Origin of the sequence: Serratia sp. CY81684 (genome assembly GCF_052166595.1) — a bacterium.
GTDB classification, from domain to species: domain Bacteria; phylum Pseudomonadota; class Gammaproteobacteria; order Enterobacterales; family Enterobacteriaceae; genus Serratia; species Serratia nematodiphila.
Genome location: NZ_JBJNOO010000003.1, coordinates 23,667 through 42,994 on the forward strand (window position 1 = coordinate 23,667; position 19,328 = coordinate 42,994).

General features: G+C 60.6%; 24 protein-coding genes. 12 read left to right on the forward strand and 12 right to left on the reverse strand.

Features of this window, described 5'->3' with window-relative positions; genetic code table 11:
• Window positions 1–97: 97 nt before the first annotated feature.
• Complete coding sequence (locus ACJ8QF_RS07935) at window positions 98–1,453, forward strand: 2-hydroxycarboxylate transporter family protein (RefSeq protein ID WP_004928909.1); 1,356 nt, start codon at window positions 98–100, stop codon at window positions 1,451–1,453.
• Between the two features lie 97 nt (window positions 1,454–1,550).
• Here ACJ8QF_RS07935 and ACJ8QF_RS07940 read toward each other — a convergent pair whose 3' ends face one another.
• Complete coding sequence (locus ACJ8QF_RS07940; protein WP_004928911.1) at window positions 1,551–2,522, reverse strand: patatin-like phospholipase family protein; 972 nt, start codon at window positions 2,520–2,522, stop codon at window positions 1,551–1,553.
• Window positions 2,523–2,728: 206 nt separating this feature from the next.
• Here ACJ8QF_RS07940 and ACJ8QF_RS07945 point away from each other — a divergent pair, with 206 nt between their 5' ends.
• From ACJ8QF_RS07945 to ACJ8QF_RS07955, 3 genes are all read left to right on the forward strand, one after another.
• The gene (locus ACJ8QF_RS07945; RefSeq protein WP_442537430.1) at window positions 2,729–3,673 is read left to right on the forward strand and encodes an MBL fold metallo-hydrolase; all 945 of its coding nucleotides are present in this window, start codon (window positions 2,729–2,731) and stop codon (window positions 3,671–3,673) included.
• A gap of 153 nt (window positions 3,674–3,826) precedes the next feature.
• A complete protein-coding gene (locus ACJ8QF_RS07950; RefSeq protein WP_021504980.1) occupies window positions 3,827–4,567 on the forward strand; it encodes an SDR family oxidoreductase in 741 nt (246 codons plus the stop codon).
• A gap of 64 nt (window positions 4,568–4,631) precedes the next feature.
• Window positions 4,632–4,835: a DUF1289 domain-containing protein gene (locus ACJ8QF_RS07955; RefSeq protein ID WP_015378867.1), complete on the forward strand. Its 204-nt coding sequence runs from the start codon at window positions 4,632–4,634 to the stop codon at window positions 4,833–4,835.
• 61 nt (window positions 4,836–4,896) lie between these two features.
• Here ACJ8QF_RS07955 and nrdF read toward each other — a convergent pair whose 3' ends face one another.
• From nrdF to ACJ8QF_RS07980, 5 genes are all read right to left on the reverse strand, one after another.
• Window positions 4,897–5,868 (reverse strand): class 1b ribonucleoside-diphosphate reductase subunit beta, encoded by a 972-nt coding sequence (gene nrdF / locus ACJ8QF_RS07960; RefSeq protein ID WP_004928917.1) that lies wholly within the window; start codon window positions 5,866–5,868, stop codon window positions 4,897–4,899.
• Window positions 5,869–5,876: 8 nt separating this feature from the next.
• A complete protein-coding gene (gene nrdE, locus ACJ8QF_RS07965; RefSeq protein ID WP_076606802.1) occupies window positions 5,877–8,021 on the reverse strand; it encodes a class 1b ribonucleoside-diphosphate reductase subunit alpha in 2,145 nt (714 codons plus the stop codon).
• Window positions 8,003–8,407 carry a class Ib ribonucleoside-diphosphate reductase assembly flavoprotein NrdI gene (nrdI, locus tag ACJ8QF_RS07970; RefSeq protein ID WP_015378865.1) on the reverse strand — a complete coding sequence of 135 codons (405 nt, stop codon included), beginning with the start codon at window positions 8,405–8,407 and terminating at the stop codon, window positions 8,003–8,005. The genes nrdE and nrdI overlap by 19 nt, the downstream gene beginning before the upstream one ends.
• 9 nt (window positions 8,408–8,416) lie before the next feature.
• On the reverse strand, window positions 8,417–8,647 hold the full coding sequence (gene nrdH / locus ACJ8QF_RS07975; RefSeq protein ID WP_004928934.1) for a glutaredoxin-like protein NrdH: 231 nt from the start codon (window positions 8,645–8,647) through the stop codon (window positions 8,417–8,419).
• Window positions 8,648–8,921: 274 nt separating this feature from the next.
• Window positions 8,922–9,353, reverse strand: coding sequence for a carboxymuconolactone decarboxylase family protein (locus ACJ8QF_RS07980; RefSeq protein WP_442537431.1), 432 nt, complete (start codon window positions 9,351–9,353; stop codon window positions 8,922–8,924).
• 95 nt (window positions 9,354–9,448) lie between these two features.
• On the opposite strand from ACJ8QF_RS07980, the gene pdxR reads away from it, so the two are divergent.
• Window positions 9,449–10,879 (forward strand): MocR-like pyridoxine biosynthesis transcription factor PdxR, encoded by a 1,431-nt coding sequence (gene pdxR / locus ACJ8QF_RS07985; protein WP_442537432.1) that lies wholly within the window; start codon window positions 9,449–9,451, stop codon window positions 10,877–10,879.
• A gap of 61 nt (window positions 10,880–10,940) precedes the next feature.
• Here the strand turns inward: pdxR and ACJ8QF_RS07990 are convergent, their stop codons facing one another.
• Window positions 10,941–11,249, reverse strand: a complete 309-nt coding sequence (locus ACJ8QF_RS07990; RefSeq protein WP_442537433.1) for a DUF883 family protein — start codon at window positions 11,247–11,249, stop codon at window positions 10,941–10,943.
• Between the two features lie 229 nt (window positions 11,250–11,478).
• Between ACJ8QF_RS07990 and asr the strand changes: the two genes are divergently transcribed.
• Window positions 11,479–11,829 carry an acid resistance repetitive basic protein Asr gene (gene asr / locus ACJ8QF_RS07995; protein WP_004928953.1) on the forward strand — a complete coding sequence of 117 codons (351 nt, stop codon included), beginning with the start codon at window positions 11,479–11,481 and terminating at the stop codon, window positions 11,827–11,829.
• Between the two features lie 195 nt (window positions 11,830–12,024).
• Here asr and ACJ8QF_RS08000 read toward each other — a convergent pair whose 3' ends face one another.
• Entirely contained in the window at window positions 12,025–12,405 is a 381-nt protein-coding gene (locus ACJ8QF_RS08000) for a DUF4440 domain-containing protein (protein WP_336956251.1), read from the reverse strand.
• Complete coding sequence (locus ACJ8QF_RS08005) at window positions 12,402–13,784, reverse strand: MFS transporter (protein WP_442537434.1); 1,383 nt, start codon at window positions 13,782–13,784, stop codon at window positions 12,402–12,404. Before ACJ8QF_RS08005 ends, ACJ8QF_RS08000 begins: the two co-directional genes overlap by 4 nt.
• Window positions 13,785–13,889: 105 nt before the next feature.
• Here ACJ8QF_RS08005 and ACJ8QF_RS08010 point away from each other — a divergent pair, with 105 nt between their 5' ends.
• From ACJ8QF_RS08010 to ACJ8QF_RS08020, 3 genes are all read left to right on the forward strand, one after another.
• Entirely contained in the window at window positions 13,890–14,786 is an 897-nt protein-coding gene (locus ACJ8QF_RS08010; RefSeq protein WP_280631269.1) for a LysR family transcriptional regulator, read from the forward strand.
• A gap of 98 nt (window positions 14,787–14,884) precedes the next feature.
• On the forward strand, window positions 14,885–16,057 hold the full coding sequence (locus tag ACJ8QF_RS08015; RefSeq protein ID WP_280631270.1) for an MFS transporter: 1,173 nt from the start codon (window positions 14,885–14,887) through the stop codon (window positions 16,055–16,057).
• A gap of 102 nt (window positions 16,058–16,159) precedes the next feature.
• On the forward strand, window positions 16,160–16,498 hold the full coding sequence (locus ACJ8QF_RS08020) for a DUF2002 family protein (RefSeq protein WP_004928971.1): 339 nt from the start codon (window positions 16,160–16,162) through the stop codon (window positions 16,496–16,498).
• Between the two features lie 25 nt (window positions 16,499–16,523).
• On the opposite strand, the gene ACJ8QF_RS08025 is transcribed toward ACJ8QF_RS08020, so the two are convergent.
• Window positions 16,524–16,970 (reverse strand): DUF1198 family protein, encoded by a 447-nt coding sequence (locus tag ACJ8QF_RS08025; RefSeq protein ID WP_004928974.1) that lies wholly within the window; start codon window positions 16,968–16,970, stop codon window positions 16,524–16,526.
• A gap of 64 nt (window positions 16,971–17,034) precedes the next feature.
• The gene (locus ACJ8QF_RS08030) at window positions 17,035–17,370 is read right to left on the reverse strand and encodes an MbeD/MobD family mobilization/exclusion protein (RefSeq protein ID WP_004928976.1); all 336 of its coding nucleotides are present in this window, start codon (window positions 17,368–17,370) and stop codon (window positions 17,035–17,037) included.
• 184 nt (window positions 17,371–17,554) lie between these two features.
• Between ACJ8QF_RS08030 and smrA the strand changes: the two genes are divergently transcribed.
• Window positions 17,555–18,127 (forward strand): DNA endonuclease SmrA, encoded by a 573-nt coding sequence (smrA, locus tag ACJ8QF_RS08035; protein ID WP_131165098.1) that lies wholly within the window; start codon window positions 17,555–17,557, stop codon window positions 18,125–18,127.
• 50 nt (window positions 18,128–18,177) lie between these two features.
• Here smrA and ACJ8QF_RS08040 read toward each other — a convergent pair whose 3' ends face one another.
• Window positions 18,178–18,591, reverse strand: a complete 414-nt coding sequence (locus ACJ8QF_RS08040) for a DoxX family protein (protein WP_004928980.1) — start codon at window positions 18,589–18,591, stop codon at window positions 18,178–18,180.
• Between the two features lie 192 nt (window positions 18,592–18,783).
• Between ACJ8QF_RS08040 and ACJ8QF_RS08045 the strand changes: the two genes are divergently transcribed.
• Both ACJ8QF_RS08045 and ACJ8QF_RS08050 read left to right on the forward strand, forming a co-directional pair.
• Window positions 18,784–19,026: a (4Fe-4S)-binding protein gene (locus ACJ8QF_RS08045; protein WP_280631271.1), complete on the forward strand. Its 243-nt coding sequence runs from the start codon at window positions 18,784–18,786 to the stop codon at window positions 19,024–19,026.
• Window positions 19,016–19,294, forward strand: coding sequence for a GNAT family N-acetyltransferase (locus tag ACJ8QF_RS08050; protein WP_004928983.1), 279 nt, complete (start codon window positions 19,016–19,018; stop codon window positions 19,292–19,294). The genes ACJ8QF_RS08045 and ACJ8QF_RS08050 overlap by 11 nt, the downstream gene beginning before the upstream one ends.
• Window positions 19,295–19,328 lie beyond the last annotated feature (34 nt).

The window sequence follows — 19,328 nt, forward strand, 5'->3', positions numbered from 1 at the left end:
CCACCATTAAAAACCCTTTTTAACTTTGAACATAATCACAGCAGATAATCCGTGCGCTTCTCTATGATGGCTGAACAAACTAATAAGAGGCCAGATTATGAGCACAACAGATGATTCTTACCTCGTAGCCAAAGACAAGACCGCCGATATTCCTCTGCGTGAGAAATGGTGGCGGATACTGGACAATTATAAAGTAGGGATTATTCCGTTACCGTTCTTTATTCTGGCCGGCGTATTGATTCTGCTCGACTGCCTGGAAGGCAAATTGCCGAGCGATATCGTGGTGATGGTGGCCACCCTGGCGTTCTTCGGTTTCGCCTGTGGCGAATTCGGCAAACGCCTGCCGTTGATCGGCAAAATGGGCGCGGCGGCGATCTGCGCCACCTTTATTCCTTCCGCGCTGGTGCACTATGGCCTGTTGCCGGACGTGGTGGTGGAATCGACCACCAAGTTCTACAAATCGACCAACATTCTTTATCTCTACATCTGCTGCATCATCGTCGGCAGCATCATGAGCATGAACCGCCAGGTGCTGATCCAGGGTTTCCTGCGCATCTTCATTCCGATGCTGTGCGGCGAGATCGTCGGCATGCTGGTGGGGATGGGCGTCGGCATGGCGCTGGGCCTGGAGCCGTTCCAGATCTTCTTCTTCCTGATCCTGCCGATCATGGCTGGCGGCGTGGGTGAAGGGGCGATCCCGCTATCGATGGGCTACGCGGCGATCCTGCACATGGAGCAGGGCGTGGCGCTGGGGCGCATTCTGCCGATCGTGATGCTCGGCAGCCTGACCGCCATCGTCATCGCCGGTCTGCTCAACCAACTGGGCAAGCGTTATCCGCACCTGACCGGCGAAGGCAGCCTGATGCCGAGTAAGCAGGGCGACAGCAACATGAACGCGGTGGAAAAAATCAGTGGCAAGGTGGACGTCAGCACCATCGCCTGCGGCGCGCTGCTGGCCATTCTGCTGTATATGGTGGGCATGCTGCTGCACCGTCTGATCGGCCTGCCGGCGCCGGTGGGCATGCTGTTCGCCGCCGTGGCGGTGAAACTGGCGCACGGGGTGTCGCCGCGCATTCAGGAAGGCTCGCAGGTGGTGTACAAATTCTTCCGCACCGCCGTGACTTATCCGATCCTGTTCGCGGTCGGGGTAGCCATCACGCCGTGGCAGGAGCTGGTGGACGCGTTTACCGTACAGAACCTGATCGTGATCGTCACCACCGTCAGCGCGCTGGTGGCGACCGGTTTCTTCGTCGGCAAGAAAATCGGCATGCACCCTATCGACGTGGCGATCGTCTCCTGCTGCCAGAGTGGGCAGGGCGGCACCGGCGACGTCGCGATCCTCACCGCCGGCAACCGCATGTCGCTGATGCCGTTCGCCCAGATCGCAACCCGTATCGGCGGCGCTATCAACGTCTCGCTGTCGCTGCTGGTGTTGGCCAAGTTCTTCGTATAACTCCTATAAATCCTTAGCGTTACTTTGCCTTTCCCCGCCCCCGCGGGGATTTTTTTTGCCCGCGCGCCGGCCGGCCGCGCAGGCGGGAAAACACCGGTTACGCCGCCTGTTTCATGGCGGCGTCATACCAGGCGAAGTAGCGCTCTACGCCGCGACGGCCGGATTCGATCAGCGCGCGTTTTTTCTCCTCGCTGATGCCGAACTCCAGCGTGCCGACGTCGAGCGTGTCGACATACACGGTGCGTTTCCAGTCATCGCTGTCCAGATGCACCTTGGTTTGGATGTCCAGCATCACGTTGGCCACCGCCAGGGTGAAATCAAACAGGTTGTTGACCGGCGTGCGCGGGCCGGCCTGGCCGGCGGCCTGGGCGATTTCGCTGGCGGAATCCAGGCGAATGCCCAGCGTGCGGGTGTTGATGCGCTGGCTGGTGCTGTCGATGTAAGGCGGCGTGGCGGAGAAGTCATAGTCGAACAGCCGCACCGGATAGTTGTCGATCATGCCGCCGTCGATGCACAGGTCGCCCAGGGCATTTTTCTTCGCCACGAAGGCGAACGGGAACGACATCGAAATGCGCAGGCCGTCCGCCACTTTCATGCGCGGCGTGGTGCGGTGAGAATAGACCTCGCGCTGACCGCTGTTGAGGTTGGCGCCGATAAAGTAAATCGACTTGAACCCTTTCGCCGCCTTCATCGCTTCGAACTGCTCGAAGGTAATATCCGGGTTGCCGGTATATTGCTTGATAATATCGCGCGACCATTGATAGAAATAATCGCCGGGCGCGATGCCGTATTGATTAAACAGGCGATAGGCGTCCTGGATCGTGCCGAAAAAGCCGCCGTTATAATCGAGGAATTTTTTAAAATCCATCGCCGACAGAATTTTGGTTACGTCTGCCGAGCTGCAGCCCAGGCCGACCAGCAGCGCGGCGATGGCGCCCGCCGAGGCGCCGGAGGTTTGCTTGATCTGCGGCATGATGCCTTTGGCTTCCAGCAGTTCCAGCGCGCCGCCATAGGCGATGCCTTTTACGCCGCCGCCTTCAAAGACCAGGTTTTCGAATTGATAGCTCATGATATTTCCTCACTCTTGGTTTAGGGAGTAAGGAAAATAACCAAGTGGCGAACGAGAAAATATGGATTGGGGTTGTGTGAGTCGGCAAACAAAATTATTCACAATAAATATATTATTTATATATTTATCAAAGGCATTTATTAAACAGGCGCATCGGGCTTTTTGCGTCAATACTTAGCGTTGTTCAATTCTCGCAAGGAGTCATCATGTTCTGGAAACGTTGTCTGCTGGGCGCGGCGCTGGCCGTTATGTCATTACAGGCCGGGGCCGCCGCGCCGCAGGCCAAAACCCCGACGCCGGGATTCTACCGCATCATGCTGGGCAGTTTTGAAGTGACCGCGTTGTCCGATGGCATCATTCGGCTGCCGGCGGACAAGCTGTTGCTGAACAGCACGCCGCAGCAGATCGCCGCCGGGTTGGCCGAGCGGCATCAAAGCCTGCCGGTGGTCACCTCGGTCAATGCTTATCTGATCAATACCGGCGACAAGCTGGTGATGATCGACAGCGGCGCCGGCCAACTGCTGGGCGACGGCCTGGGCAAGCTGGTGGATAACCTGCGTGCGGCGGGCTACCAGCCGGAGCAGGTGGATGAGATCTACCTGACCCACATGCACCCGGATCACCTCGGCGGCCTGACGCACGACGGCAAGGCGGTATTCCCCAATGCGGTGGTGCGCGCCGCCAGCCAGGACGCGGACTTCTGGCTAAGCGCGGACAAACTGAAACAGGCCAGCGCGGGCAGTAAAAGCAACTTCGAAAGGGCTCAGGCAGTGATCAAGCCGTATCAGGCGGCCGGCCACTTTAAGCCGTTCAGCGGCGACGGTGAGCTTTCCCCGGGCATTGCCGCCTTTGCCGCCCACGGCCATACGCCGGGGCATAGCGTGTATCAGGTGACCAGCCAGGGCCAGAAGCTGTTGCTGCTGGGGGATCTGATCCACGTGGCGGCGGTGCAGATGCCGCATCCGAAGGTGGCTATCAGCTTTGATAATGACGCCAAGGCGGCGGTCGCTCAGCGGCTGCGGATATTTGGCGATAGCGCGCGGCAGAGCGAGCTGGTGGGTGGCGCACACCTGTCGTTCCCGGGGTTGGGGTATTTGAACCGCCAGGGCGACGGTTACACCTGGGTGCCGCTGAATTACGGCGCGCTGTAACGGAGATGGCCGCCCGTTGGGCGGCCATCGAACAGAGCCCCGCGGCATTGTTCGATAATTTGGGATTATGATGCCAGAGAATCGGGGCTGATTCGCCGTGATAAACAGTGCATGATTAACGTCATGCCTGTCGTTTTCTTTAAGGAGCTCCCGATGAACCAGAAAACTCACTCCGTCGCCATCGTCACCGGCGCATCCCGCGGCATCGGCGCGGCCATCGCCGAGCGTCTGGCCGCCGACGGCTTTACCGTCGTCATCAACTATTCGGGCAACCCGGCGCCGGCCGACGAGCTGGCATGCAAGATAGAACAGCGCGGCGGCCGCGCCTTGAGCGTCAAGGCCGACGTCAGCGATGCGTCTGCGGTCGCCCGGCTGTTCGACAGCGCCGAACAGGCGTTTGGCGGCGTCGACGTGCTGGTCAATAACGCCGGGGTGATCGCGCTGGCGCCGATAGCGGACATGAGGGATGAAGACGCGGATCGCTTGCTCGACATCAACCTGAAAGGCAGCTTCAATGCGATGCGCGAGGCGGCGAAGCGCCTGCGCGACAATGGCCGCATCATCAACTTCTCCTCCAGCGTGGTGGGGTTGCTGCAGCCGGGTTACGGCATGTATGCCGCCAGTAAGGCGGCGATCGAAGCGCTGACCAGCGTGCTGGCGAAAGAGCTGCGCGGCCGCAATATCACGGTGAACGCCGTCGCGCCGGGGCCGACTGCCACCGGCTTGTTCCTCGACGGCAAAACCCCGGAGCTTATCGAGCGGCTGGCGAAGATGGCGCCGTTGGAACGCCTGGGTACGCCGGACGATATCGCCGCGGCGGTGGCTTTTCTCGCCGGGGCCGACGGCGGCTGGATCAATGGCCAAACCCTGCGCGCCAACGGCGGCATCATCTGATTGGCGACGCGCCGCCGCCGGATCGGGTATCCTGTGGCGGAACATATCACATCAAGGGCAACGTATGGCGGGCCACACTCAGCAATCCCATCCTGGCGTCAGATCGCCCTGTGTCAGCCTATGCCGGATCGACGACGAAACCCAGCAGTGCCGCGGATGCCGGCGCACGCGGGCGGAGATCGCCGCCTGGCCGACCGCCAGCGACGCGGAAAAACGCGCCATCTGGCGGCGGCTTGAGCTGCGTGCGGAATTCAAGCAAAACACATAGTCGCGAGAGCACGACACGCCGCACTCCCGTGAAGGTTTATTCCTGATACGGCTAGCCAGCCTCAGAAATCCCAGTCCTCATCCTCGGTGTTGACCGCCTTGCCGATGACGTAAGACGAACCTGAGCCGGAGAAGAAGTCGTGGTTTTCGTCGGCGTTCGGCGACAGCGCCGACAGGATCGCCGGGTTGACCTCCGCCATCGCCGGTGGGAACAGCGCTTCATACCCGAGGTTCATCAGCGCCTTGTTGGCGTTGTAGTGCAGGAAGGTCTTCACGTCTTCCGTCCAGCCGACGCCGTCGTACAGCTCCTCGGTGTAACGCACCTCGTTGTCGTACAGATCCTGCAGCAGATCGAAGGCAAAGTTTTTCACCTGCTGGCGCCGTGCGGCGTCCACTTTCTCCAGCCCTTTCTGGAACTTATAGCCGATATAGTAACCGTGCACCGCTTCGTCGCGAATGATCAGGCGGATCAGATCGGCGGTGTTGGTCAGCTTGGCGCGGCTGGACCAGTACATCGGCAGGTAAAAGCCCGAATAGAACAGGAACGACTCGAGGAACACGCTGGCAACTTTTTTCAGCAGCGGATCGTCGCTGCGGTAGTGCGCCAGAATGATGCCGGCTTTCTTCTGCAGCGCGCGGTTTTCCTCGCTCCAGCGATAGGCGTCATCCACGTCCGGCGTTTGGCACAGGGTGGAGAAGATTGAGCTGTAAGAGCGGGCGTGCACCGCCTCCATAAAACTGATGTTGGAGTACACCGCCTCTTCGTGCGGCGTCAGCGCATCGGCGATCAGGGCCGGCGCGCCGACGGTGTTCTGGATGGTGTCCAGCAGCGTCAGCCCGGTGAACACCCGAATGGTCAGCTGCTGCTCCTTCGGCGTCAGCGTAGCCCAGGAGGGGATATCGTTGGACAGCGGCACCTTCTCCGGCAGCCAGAAGTTGGAGGTCAGGCGGTTCCACACCTCCAAATCCTTGTCGTCTTCGATGATGTTCCAGTTGATGGCGCGCACCAGCGGCGCCGATGTTACGGTCGTCATAAGTTGCCTCACAGCGAGCAGGACACGCAGCCCTGCACCTCGGTGCCTTCCAGCGCCATCTGGCGCAGGCGGATGTAGTAAATGGTCTTGATGCCTTTGCGCCAGGCGTAGATCTGCGCGCGGTTGATGTCGCGGGTGGTGGCGGTATCGCGGAAGAACAACGTCAGCGACAGCCCCTGATCGACGTGTTGCGTGGCGGCGGCATAGGTATCGATGATTTTCTCCGGGCCAATCTCGTAGGCATCCTGGTAATACGCCAGGTTGTCGTTGGTCATGTAAGGCGCCGGGTAGTAAACGCGGCCGATCTTGCCTTCCTTGCGGATCTCGATGCGCGAAACGATCGGATGAATGCTGGAGGTGGCGTTGTTGATGTACGAGATGGAACCGGTCGGCGGCACCGCCTGCAGGTTCTGGTTGTACAACCCGTGCATCATCACCGACTGGCGCAGCGCGCGCCACTCGTCGCGGCCCGGAATGGCGATACCGGCGGCGGCGAACAGCTCGCGCACCCGCTCGGTCTGCGGCAGCCAGTCGCGTTCGGTGTACTTGTCGAAGTACTCGCCGCTGGCATAGCGCGAGTGCTCAAAGCCGTCGAACGCGCCGCCGCGTTCGATCGCCAGTCGGTTCGAGGCGCGGATGGCGTGATAGGCCACGGTATAGAAATAGAGATTGGTGAAGTCGATGCCTTCTTCCGAGCCGTAGAAGATGCGCTCGCGCGCCAGGTAACCGTGCAGGTTCATCTGGCCGAGACCGATGGCGCGGGCGCTGCGGTTGCCTTCGGCGATCGACGGCACCGAGCGGATGTCGCTCATGTCGGCCACCGCGGTCAGCGCACGGATCGCGGTCTCGATCGCCTTGCCGAAGTCTGGCGCGTCCATGGTTTTGGCGATGTTCAGCGAGCCGAGGTTGCAGGAGATGTCCTTGCCGATGCGATCGTAGCTCAGATCTTCATGATACGTACTGGCGCGGTTGACCTGCAGGATCTCCGAACACAGGTTGCTCATGTTGATGCGCCCGGCGATCGGGTTCTCCCGGTTGACCGTGTCCTCGAACATCACATACGGGTAGCCGGATTCGAACTGGATCTCCGCCAGCACCTGGAAGAACTCGCGCGCGTTGATGCGCGACTTGCGGATGCGCTTGTCGTCCACCATCTCGCGGTATTTTTCACTGACGCTGATTTCAGACAGCGGCATGCCATACACCCGCTCGACGTCGTAGGGCGAGAACAGGTACATCTCTTCGTTGTTCTTCGCCAGCTCAAAGGTAATATCCGGGATCACCACCCCCAGCGACAGCGTCTTGATACGGATCTTCTCGTCGGCGTTTTCCCGCTTGGTATCGAGAAAACGCAGAATGTCCGGGTGGTGGGCGTTGAGATACACCGCGCCGGCTCCCTGGCGCGCGCCGAGCTGGTTAGCGTAGGAGAAGGCGTCTTCGAGCATTTTCATGATCGGAATGACGCCGGAAGACTGGTTCTCGATGCGCTTGATCGGCGCGCCCACCTCGCGAATATTGCTCAGCAGGAAGGCCACGCCGCCGCCGCGCTTCGACAGCTGCAGCGCGGAGTTCACCGCCCGGCCGATCGATTCCATATTGTCTTCGATGCGCAGCAGGAAGCAGGAGACCAGCTCACCGCGCTGGCGTTTGCCGCAGTTGAGGAAGGTCGGCGTGGCCGGCTGGAAGCGGCCCGAAATCATCTCCTCCACCAGATCCTGCGCCAGGGCGGTGTCGCCCGCCGCCAGCGTCATCGCCACCATGCACACCCGATCTTCGTAGCGTTCCAGATAGCGCTTGCCGTCGAAGGTTTTGAGCGTATAGCTGGTGTAGTACTTGAAGGCGCCGAGGAAGGTCTCGAAGCGGAATTTTTTGGCGTAGGCCTGCTGGAACAGCTGCTTGATAAACGGGAATTCGTATTGCGCCAGCACCTGCGGCTCGTAGTAGCCTTCTTCCACCAGATAGCGCAGCTTTTCCTCCAGGTTATGGAAGAACACGGTGTTTTGGTTGACGTGCTGCAGGAAGTAGTGCCGCGCCGCCAGCCGATCCTTGTCGAACTGGATCCGGCCTTCCGCATCGTAAAGATTGAGCATCGCGTTGAGCGAATGGTAATCCAGCGCGCCCGTCTCGGGCCTGGTCAGTTCTGTCGTTGCCAAAATGCGGTTACTCCCTGTCGAACGTTTTCAACGTCTTGCGCGGTGCCGAGCAGCTCGAAGCGGTACAAAAAAGGCACCTGGCATTTTTTGGCGATGATGTCGCCGGCGATGCCGTACGCTGCGCCGAAGTTGGTGTTCCCGGCGGCGATGACGCCGCGCAGGTATGAACGGTTTTGCGGAACGTTGAGAAAGCGGATCACCTGGATCGGCACCGCGCCGACGGCGCTGCCGCCGCCATAGCTGGGCACGATCAAGATATAGGGTTGTTCCATCAGCAATTTGCTGCGGGCGCCGGCGATCGGAATGCGGATCGCCGGCAGGCCCAGTTTCTCAACGAATCGGTGGGTGTTCTCCGAACTGCTGGAGAAATAGACCAGCGGATTCATCGTCGAACCTCAGCAGGTGAGCGCCAGCGCGCCGATTTTGTCCGGCCGGAAACCGGACCAGTGATCGTCACCGGCGATAATCACCGGAACCTGCTGATAACCTAATGATTTAACGTGGTTCAGCGCCTGCTGATCCTGGGTGAGATCGATCACCTGATAATCAATCCCCTGCTTATCAAATGCGCGATAGGTGGCGTTGCACTGGACACAGTCCGGCTTACTGTAAATAATAATGCTCATGATTCGCATTTACCTTTAGGCTGAAGGAAAGGCGGACAAGTCAGATAACGGAGCATCGTTCCTGGCGTTTCTGACGGCGTTATCAACCGAACGACATTCCCTGCGGCTGACCTATAAAATACTATATGTTGATATTTGTTTTATCAACCACGCTATATATGGTGTTTTTTGGGGTTGGGTGCGCAGACCGCGTCGGAGCTGGGAAGGCGAGGGGAAAATTTTTTTGCGGGTGGGAAATTCCCCCCTCTCAGAGAAGAGGGGGGGGGCGAACGCATTATTGGCGCATGCTGACGGCCAGCCGGTTGAAGGCGTTCATGATGCTGATGGCGAAGGTCAGATCGGCGATCTCGGTATCGCTGAAGTGCGCTTTCAGCGCCTCAAAAGCGCTGTCCGGCGCGCCGGTGGCGGCGATCAGCGTCACCGACTCGGCCCATTCCAGCGCGGCGCGTTCGCGCTCGCTGAACTCATGGCTGACGCGCCAGCCCGCCAGCGTATCGAGTTTGGCGTGGCTGAAGCCGCTTTCGCGCAGCGCTTTGCCGTGCATGTCCAGGCAGTAGGCGCAGCCGTTGATCTGCGAAACGCGCATAAACATCAACTCGATGGTCGCTTTGTCCAGAGCGCCTTTCTCCAGCGCCATCAGCGCGCTCACCATATTTTTGTACGGGACGGGCGCCAGCTCGGCGTAATTCAAACGTTGCTTAATCATGGTCAACCTCAATCGATAGTAACGAAATCATGCCGCTACTTTAGCGGCCTTATGGTCTATGCTATAGGGCCATAAAATGATTATTTAACCGGGCCATGATGCCAACTTTCCTGACCTCGCTGCGTTTGGACAGCCGGCTCGCCGAACCGCTGTACCGGCAGATTTATCTGCGAATCAAAGACGCCATCGCCCAGGGCAACCTGGCGGCGGGCAGCCGGCTGCCTTCGGTACGCGGGTTGGCGAGCGATCTTGGCGTGGCGCGCGCCACGGTGGAAAGCGCCTACGCGCAACTTATTGCCGAAGGTTTTTTGCAGAGCCGGGGGCAGGCAGGCACCTATGTCTCGCCGCAGTTGCCGCCCATGCAGGGGGCGGCGTCCGCTGCACCGCCGCTGCCGGCGGTGGCGCCCGATCCGCTGCAGCCGCAGGGCATGCTGCAGCCTTTCCAACTGGGCGTGCCGGCGCTGGATGCGTTTCCACGTGCGCTGTGGCAGCGCATTGTCGCCCGCCAGCTGCGCGGTTCTACGGTGGCTTCCCTGGCGCTGCCGCCGGCTGGCGGCCTGCTTGAACTGCGTGAGGCGATCGCCCATTATCTGCATTTGTCGCGCGGCATCAGCTGCCAGCCGGAGCAGATTTTCCTCTGCGCCGGCTACCCGGCGCTGTTGGACTGGGTGGTGGAGACGCTGTTGCACGCCGGTGACGCGGTATGGATTGAAGATCCCGGCTATCCGGTCACGCGCCCGCTGCTGCGGGCCGCCGGCGTGAGGCCGGTCGCCGTGCCGGTGGATGAACAGGGCATGGACGTGGCCGCCGGTATTCTGACGGAGCCCGAGGCGCGGCTGGCGGTGGTCACACCGACTCATCAGAGCCCGCTCGGCGTCTCGCTCAGCCTGGCGCGGCGGATGGCGCTGCTCGACTGGGCGCAGCAGTGTGGGGCCTGGATCCTCGAGGATGACTACGACAGCGAGTTTCGCTATCACGGGCGGCCATTGCCGCCGCTGAAAAGCCTCGACGTTCAGGGGCGGGTGCTGTACGCCGGCACCTTCAGCAAAACGCTGTTCCCGGCGCTGCGCATGGCTTATTTGGTAGTGCCCGCCGGTCTGACGGAGGCATTCGTGCGCAGCAGCCGGCTGCGCGGCTGCGGCTGCCCGCCGTTGCTGCAGGCAAGCGTGGCGGATTTCATCCGCCAAGGGCATTTCTACCGCCACCTGAAACGCATGCGGCCGCTGTACCGCCAGCGGCGCGAGTGGCTGACGCAGGCGCTGGAACGGCGACTGGAGGCGTGGCTGACGGTGGTGCCGCAGCAGGGCGGCATTCAGCTGTTGGCCCGGCTGTGCGACGGCATGGCGGATGCGCCCTTGGCGGCGCAGGCGTGGCAACAGGGGCTGGCGGTGCAGGCGCTCTCAGACTGGCGCATCGACCATCCGGCGGGGCAGGGGTTACTGTTGGGGTTCGCCAATTTCAGCCGGCGAGAGGAGGCGGAGCGGGCGGTGCAGGGGCTAGCGCAGCTGTTTAAACACGCAAATTAAACGGCCCGCGATTTCCGCGGGCCAGACGCACATCTGTTTTATCTTTATGACTGCAGGGGTGTTAACGCCGGGCCAGCAGCACGCCGAGCACGATGCCGACGGCGGCACCGATCCCTACGCCCTGCCAAGGTTTGTCACGCAGATAGCTGTCGGCTTGATCGACCGCGTCGCGCGCATGCTGTGTCAGACTGGTGGAGCCGTTGAACCGCGCCCGGGCGTCGCGCAACACGCCTTTCGCCTTGCTGTGCAGCTCTTTCAGTTCCTCTTTGGTCTTGTCACCGGACTCGCGCAACACTTCATCCAGCGTATCGGCCAACAGAGTGACGTCCTGATCGATGTCGCGTTCTGTTCTTTCCGCTTTCTTAAACATTCAGCTCTCCATTTCGACACATGTCTTTTAAGTGTAGACCATGTCGAGATTTGCGTGGCCGATCACGGAAAAAAACCGCCGTCACGCAGGTGTTTGCCGGCGCCTGGGCTTTGTACATTTGGTTACTCGGCGAAACCAATCACTCACGGAAGCGGCGGTTTGATTCCACTAGTATCTGTTTCAACGGCTCCACCGGAGCTTACCGAAACAACACTCTGAGGATTTAAAGATGAAAAAAGTATTAGCGCTGATCGTTGCTGCCACTATGGGTCTGTCTTCTGTTGCTTTCGCTGCTGATACTGCAGCTACTGCTCCGGCTACCACCACCGCGCCAGCTGCGACCACCACTACCGCTGCGCCAGCGGCTGCTGCTGAAAAAGCGCCAGCTAAAGCAACGCACCACAAGAAAGCCAAGCACCACAAAAAAGCGCCAGCCCAGAAAGCTCAGGCCGCTAAAAAGCACCACAAAAAAGCGCCAGCTCAGAAAGCCCAGGCCGCTAAAAAGCACCACAAAAAAGCGCCAGTGCAGAAAGCTCAGGCCGCTAAAAAACACCACAAAAAAGCCGGTAAAAAAGCATAATTAAGTGATGTTTGCGGAACCGAAAGGTTCCGCACGCTCCAGTCCGTACTCCAGACACCCGGTTCTTCCGGGTGTCTTCTTTTGAGGCGACGCACGATGATCAATCGCTATCTGTTTGAAGTCATTTTCAGCGCGGTAACCCTGTGCGGGGTGATCGTCGGCTGGGAACTGTTTTTGGCCGGCAGCTTCCTGTGATCATTGCGCCGCGGCGGTTTCATGCAAATGCCGCCAGCCGAGCGCGTTGAGCTGGCGTTCAAACACCACCGTGGAGTAGCGCAGCGTGGCGCTTTGCCCCGGCAGACTCTGTTTTTCCCGGTAGCTGACTACCGCGCCCGTCGGCCATTCGGCCACCAGCTTCATCTCTTCTATCTCGATTTCCAGTCCCGGTTTGGCGGCGCGATGCGCGCGGAAAAAAGCGCACAGCGCGGTGAAATCCAGCGGGGCGCCGTTCAGCGCGATCATGCTGAAATCCGGCGTAAAGCGCGCCAGCAGCGCTTGCTCCTCTCCGGCACCTTTGCCCAGCCAGCGTTCAATGGCGATGTGGGCGTCGATCACTTCGGTAAAATACGGGTTCATAAAGCATCCTGTTGAGCGTTGAGTTGGCGCACGATGGCGCGGTTGGCGAGGCGCAGACACAGTAACAGCGGGATAAGTGTGCTGGCGCCCGCCAGAATGAAGCAGGTGCGGTAAGCCGCCGCGGGCGGCAACACGGCCAGCAGCAGATTCAGCAGCAGGCTGAGCAGCGCCACGCCGAGGCAAAAACTGAGTTGGCGGTTGATGTTCCACAGCGCACTGGCGTCCGCCAGCTGAGCGTCGGGGATCTGCAGGAACGCGCTGCTCTGCGCGGTGCTGCTGCACAGGCTGCCGCCGAACCCCATCAGGGCGAAGGCGGCGATCTGCAACACGTGCTGCCCGGCCTGATCGATCTGCGCCAACGTCAGCATGCCGGCGCCTTGCAGCAGGCAGCCGACGATCAGCAGCGGCCGCGGGCCGAGGCGGTTAAAGGTTTTGCCGGTTAGCGTGATGGCCAGGAACGATGCCAGCGCCCAGGGCAGCATCAGGCCGCCGACCTGTGCGGCGGGCATCCCCAGCTGGTTTTGCAGATACAGCATTGCCACCAGGCTGACGCCGATGAACAGGCCGGGAATGCACAAATAAACCGCCATGGCGTTGCGCAGCAGCGGATCGCCGACCAGCCGCAGGTTCAGCAGCGGCTGCGGGGTGCGCAGGCTATGGCGCAAATAATAGGCCAGCACCAGCAGACCGGCGGCCAGCAGCGCCGCGCCGGAAGCCTGATGGCCGCCCTCGCTCAGCCGGGTCAGGCCGAGCAGCAGCAGCGTCAGCGCCGCGCAGCCGTTCAGCAGCCCCGTGGCGTCGAGCGGTTTACGCACCGCCGTCGGCGCTTCCGCGCGCAGCCACAGCGCCGCCAGCGCCAGGGCCAGAGCCGCCAGCGGCTGGTTGGCGAAAAACACCCAGCGCCAGTCCAACCGATCGACGAGCCAGCCGCCCAGCGCCGGTGACAGCGCCGGCGCCAGCAGCCCGACTAACATGATGGCGGCCGACAGCCCGGCGCGTTCATGGCTGCGATACAACTGATAGGTCAGCGTCTGGCCGATGGGGATCAGCAAGCCGCCGCCCATGCCCTGCAGGGTGCGCCAGCCGATCAGCGCCCCGATGCTCTCGGCGTTGCCTGCGCCGAGGGTGGCCAGCATGAACAGCGCCAGCGAGAGCAGAAACACCCGCCGCCCGCCGATGCGCTGCGCCAGCCAGGCGCTGAGCGGGATCACCAGCGTCAGGCCGAGAATATAGCCGTTGCTGACCCACGCCAGTTGGCTGACCGATGCTCGCATCGCCTGGCCGATGGCGGGGTAGGCGACGTTGGCGATAAACATATTGATCAGATCGACGAAAAAGCCGAGCAGATAGACGATTGCCACTTTGCTGCGATAAGACATGGTGCCTCCGGTTGAAGGCGAGCAGTGTAGCGGGGGGAAAAGTGCGGATAAATCGGCGGCGGGCGATTACACTGTCAAAATAATTTTGACAATAAGGGTGGCGAAATGCTGAATTTGCAGCGCCTGGCGATCTTCGCGGCGGTGGTGGAGGCGGGCAGCTTTACCGCAGCGGCGGTGGCACTGGGGCAAACCAAGGCGGTGGTGAGCTTTAACGTCAAGCAGCTGGAGAATGAGCTGGGGGTGTCACTGCTGGCGCGCAGCACCCGCCGATTATCGCTGACCGATGCCGGCGAACGCTTCTACCAGCGCAGCCTGCAGCTGTTGCAGGAGGCGGAGAACGTGCTCGACGACGTGCGCCGCGATCATCACGGGCTGAGCGGCGTGCTGCGCATCACCAGCACGCCGGAGTACGGCGCGCAGGTGGTGGCGCCGGCGCTGGCGGCGTTTTCGCGCCAGCATCCGCGCCTGCGCATCCAGCATGTCTCTTCTTCTTATCATGCCGATCTGATTTCGGAGCGCTTCGACGTGGCGATCCGCCTGGGCCAGCTGGCGGATTCCAGCCACCGCGCGGCGTTGATCGACAGCTTCGCCATTTTTCCGGTGGCGGCGCCGGATTATCTGGCCGACCGGCCGATGCATTCGCTGACGGATCTGGCGCAGGCGCAGTGGATAGCCCACAGCCGGCTCAGTTCGCCGCTCAGCTGGCAGGTGGTCACGCCGCAGCGCGAAGCGGTGCTGTTCAAGGTGGCGGACGCCGCCACGCTTACCGGCGACAGCGCTGCGGCATTGCTGGCGTTCGCCCTGCATGGCGCCGGGGTGGCGCTGCTGCCGGCGTGGCTGGCGCAGCCCGAGATCGACGCCGGCAGGCTGCAGCGGTTGCTGCCGGATCACCGTTTCCCCGAGCAGAGCATCTATGCGCTCTACCCGAACACCCGCCACGTGCCGGAGAAGGTGCGGGCGTTTATCGATTTTCTGCGCGTGCGGGTGGCGGCAAACCGTTAGCGAAATAATAATTCGTTATCACTCTCTCATTTATCATCAAATCTCATCGGGGTATGCTGGAGGGCTTCGTCTACCTCGTCCGATGCGAGCCACCTTCGATGACCGCAGAAAATAACTTCCAGCTGAACCGACGCATTCTGTCCGTGGTGATGTTCACCTTCGTCTGCTACCTGACCATCGGCCTGCCGCTGGCGGTGCTGCCGGGATTTGTGCATGACCACCTGGGCTACAACTCGGTGCTGGCGGGCCTTATCATTAGCGCGCAGTACTTCGCCACGCTGTTCAGCCGCCCGCATGCCGGGCGCTACGCCGATCAGCTGGGGCCGAAGAAGGTGGTGCTGTTCGGCCTGGCGTGCTGCGGCGCCAGCGGGCTGTTTTACGCGCTGGCGTTTGGCGTTGACGGTTATCCGTGGCTCAGCCTGCTGTTGCTGTGCGTGGGGCGGGTGTTTCTCGGCGTCGGCGAAAGCTTCGCCAGCACCGGTTCCACGCTGTGGGGCATCGGCCGGGTCGGAGCGATGCACACCGCACGGGTGATTTCCTGGAACGGCGTCGCCACCTACGGGGCGATGGCGGCCGGCGCGCCGCTCGGCGTGTACCTGAATCAGCAGTGGGGCTTGGCCGGGGTGGCGGCGCTGATCGTGCTGGCGGTCGCGGTGGCGCTGCTGTTGGCGAGCGACAAGCTGGACGTCTCGATCGCCGCCGGGCAGCGCATCGCCTTCAGCGCGGTGTTCGGCCGCATCTGGGCCTATGGTCTCGGGCTGGCAATGGGCACCGTCGGCTTCGGCGTCATCGCCACGTTCATCACCCTTTACTACGCCGACAAGGGCTGGAGCGGCGCGGCGTTTTCGCTGACGCTGTTCAGCTGCGCCTTCGTCGGCATCCGCCTGATTTTCAGCAACGTCATCAACCGCCACGGCGGGTTGAAGGTGACGCTGGCATCGTTTCTGGTCGAGATCGTCGGGCTGCTGTTGATCTGGCAGGCCGGCGAACCCTGGATGGTGCAAACCGGCGCGTTGCTGGCCGGCGCCGGTTTTTCGCTGGTGTTCCCGGCGCTGGGCGTTGAGGCGGTGAAACAGGTGCCGCCGCAGAACCAGGGCACAGCGCTCGGCACTTATTCGGCGTTCCTCGACCTGGCGTTGGGCATCACCGGCCCGCTGGCCGGGCTGCTGATTGGGCAAGCGGGCGTGCCGTCGATCTATCTGGCGGCGGCACTGCTGGTGGCGATCGGGGTGCTGCTCACCCTGCGTCTGCTGCAGCGCAGCCGGCGCTGATTCAGGAATAGTCCGAAACCCGGATTCCTCCCCAGAAAATCGTTGTTTCGGTGAATGATTACGGTAAGGTCGCTCAGCGGTCCAGAATGAGAGGAGGAATCGATGTATTTACGGCCGGATGAAGTGGCTAAAGTGTTGGAGAATACCGGCTTTGAGCGTGATTATGTCACCGATCAGGCCTATGGCTACCGCAAGGGTACGCATTATGTGTATGTGAATCGCGAAGCGCGGATGGGCAGAACCGCATTGGTGATCCACCCGGCGTTGAAAGAGAGAAGCGTGCATTTCGCCACGCCGACCTCCCCGGTGCGCACCAGCGAGCAGTATCTGGAGTTTCCCCTGGATTTAAGCAGCGACGCCCCGAACCTGCGTTACGGCATCGCACACGGCTTCAGCTCGCGCGAAGCGCTGTCGCGCTACCTCTACAGCATGTTCCTGTAATCGGTCCCCCGCCCGGGGGACGCGATCAGCCGTGGGCCAACGCTTCGCGGTTGAAACGCTCATTGTAGGCGCGGCGGAACTGCGCCAGTTCAAATGCATCGATATCCAGCTCGGCGAAGTAAAACAGCGCCGCTTCGGTGTGCTCGGCGTGCAGCTCCGGCGACAGCCCGGCGCGCAGCAGCACGTCGCGCCACAGGGCAATCTGTTCGTCGTCCGCCTGTTTGATGAACGTCAGATAGATGAACAGCAGGTAAGCGGCCTGGTGCATCTCTTCGGTGTAGCCGTTGTTCAGCATGCGGATAAAGGTCTGGCTTTGGCGGCCGCCCATTTCCTGGATCATCGATTCGATCAGCATCGGTTTGACCCTCAGCAGATGGGCCAGCGAATCGATGGCTTTGCGGGTGTCGGACGTCAGAATGCGGTAACCGATAATAAATACGACGATCAGGACGGCGAGGATGATCCAGGTCATTTAGGCTTTATTACACTCTCAATACGCCAGAAGAGGGAGAGGCGCTGTGCGACAGCGCCCGCTATCAATGCTGTTCGCCGCTGAAATTACCGACCGCGCTCTGCTGGCGCAGATGGTGGTTAAAGGTGGCCGCGTCTTTGGCCAACGCGTCGAGATGGGCGCCAAGCATTTTGATCTGCTTCACCAGCGCATGTTGTTCCGGCACCGAACTGGCGGTGCTCAGTTTGCGCGCCAGTTGTTCATTCTGCGCCCGCAGCGCGGCTTCGCGCTGTTTGGCTTCTTCCAGCAGTTGCTGCAGCGCCTGGTAGCTCTGCTGCCATTCGCGGTGTTGCCGTTCGAAGCTGCTCTGCAACTCATTCATCGCATTTTGAAACTGGATTTCCAGCTCGCGCATTGTCATGGGCTCGATCCTTTGCGGCACTCAATGATGGCTTAGCAGTATAGCGAAAACTGTTCGCAAGCTCACCCGTTGACGACAAATGAGACACATGCCGCTGACAATTCCCGGCTTGCAACCGTGGCAAGGCGTCTTACAATCGACCCCATTCCCAGCCGTAAAGGCTGCCGTTCAAGAGAGGTGGAACATGAGCGAGCAGGAAAAAGACTTTTTTGAACAGGCGATGGCGGACGTGGTGCCGCTGGCGAACGGGCGGCAGACGTTGCACCTCCGGCCGCAGGAGACGGTGGACAAAAGCGCGCGGCGCGAAGCACAGCGGCTGCGGCAGGAAAACTTCCTCAGCACCGATTTTCTCGAGGTGATCCCCTGCGAACAGCCGCTGGAGTTCAAAGGAGAAGGCATTCAGCAGGGCGTGCTGGACAAGCTGCGCAACGGGCGTTACCCGCCGCAGGCGTCGCTGAACCTGCTGCGTCAGTCGGTCGAAGCCAGCCGGCAGGCGCTGTTTCGCTTCATCGTGCAGGCGGAGACGCAAAACCTGCGTTCGCTGCTGATCGTGCATGGCCGCGGGCGGCAGAACGACAGCCATCCGAATATCGTGCGCAGTTACGTCGCCAAATGGCTGGCGCAGTTTGAGCAGGTGCAGGCGTTTTGCCGCGCCTTACCGCGCGACGGCGGCGAGGGCGCCTGCTACGTCACGCTGCGTAAATCGGTGCAGGCCAGGGCGGAAAACTTTGAGCGCCACGCCAAGCGTAGCCGTTGAAAGGATTGCCGAAATAAAATGGCCGGCGATAGACGCCGGCCATCGATGAATTATTTATTAAATATTTTATAGTCCAGCGAATAACGGCCGGCGCCGGTCACCGCCAGCAACAGCAAACCACCAATGATGCTGATGTTTTTAAAGAAGTTGATTTCGTTGCCCATCATTTCCATACCGGTCATTTTCCAGAATGGATGGCCGATAAACGCGGTGCCCAAAACATAGAGGGCGAAAATGACCGCGATAGGGCGAGTAAACAGGCCGAGAATAAGCGCGATGCCGAAAATAAACTCCACCACCACGGCAACGATCGCCGCCAAATAAGGCATCGGCGTGCCGTAACCTTCCATCGCCGTGACGGTCGCACCGAAGTTGACCAGTTTCATCCAGCCGAAAATGATAAACAGAATCATCAGCAATATGCGGGACAGCAGAATTACGCCGTCTTTTGAGCTATCACCCATTTCGAACTCCTTAGCCACTGTCGGAATTATGTTGTCTTACTGTATAAAGATTAGAACAATTTACGTTTTTTTCTAGCGGCGACGGGCGGTTGCGCCACTTTTTTCGTTGGGCGAGACGCGTGGTGAAGCCGGCGACATTGCCTATACTTGAGCCTGGAGCAAAAACAATAAAACAGGCAATGTGAGGTCGTGATGGATGAGGAATTGACCGCCGCCGGTTACCGCCGTTATTCCGGCGACAAGATTGACGTTTATTTTAACAGCGCGATATGCCGCCATTCCGCCAACTGCGTGCGTGGCAACGCGGCTATTTTTACCCTGAACCGCCGGCCGTGGATTATGCCGGACAATGCCGAGCCGGCCGAGGTGAAACGCGTTATCGACAGCTGCCCCAGCGGCGCACTGAAATATAGGGAGAAATCGTATGGATCATAAAATCTTGGCAGACGACAAGCGTTTTTATATCAATGATGAGCAAGGCAAGCTGATCGCCGAGATCTCTTTCGTGCCGAGCGGTGACAAGCTGACCATTATCGATCACACCTGGGTGGATGAGTCATTGAAGGGGCAGGGCGTCGGCAAAAAGCTGGTGGCGCTGGTGGTGGAGAAAATGCGCGCGGAGCAGCGTAAAATCATTCCGCTGTGCCCGTTCGCCAAGCATGAGTTTGATACCACGCCAGCCTATCAGGACATTCGCGCCTGAGGCGATAACGGGGCGCGGCGCGCGCCCCGAGCGT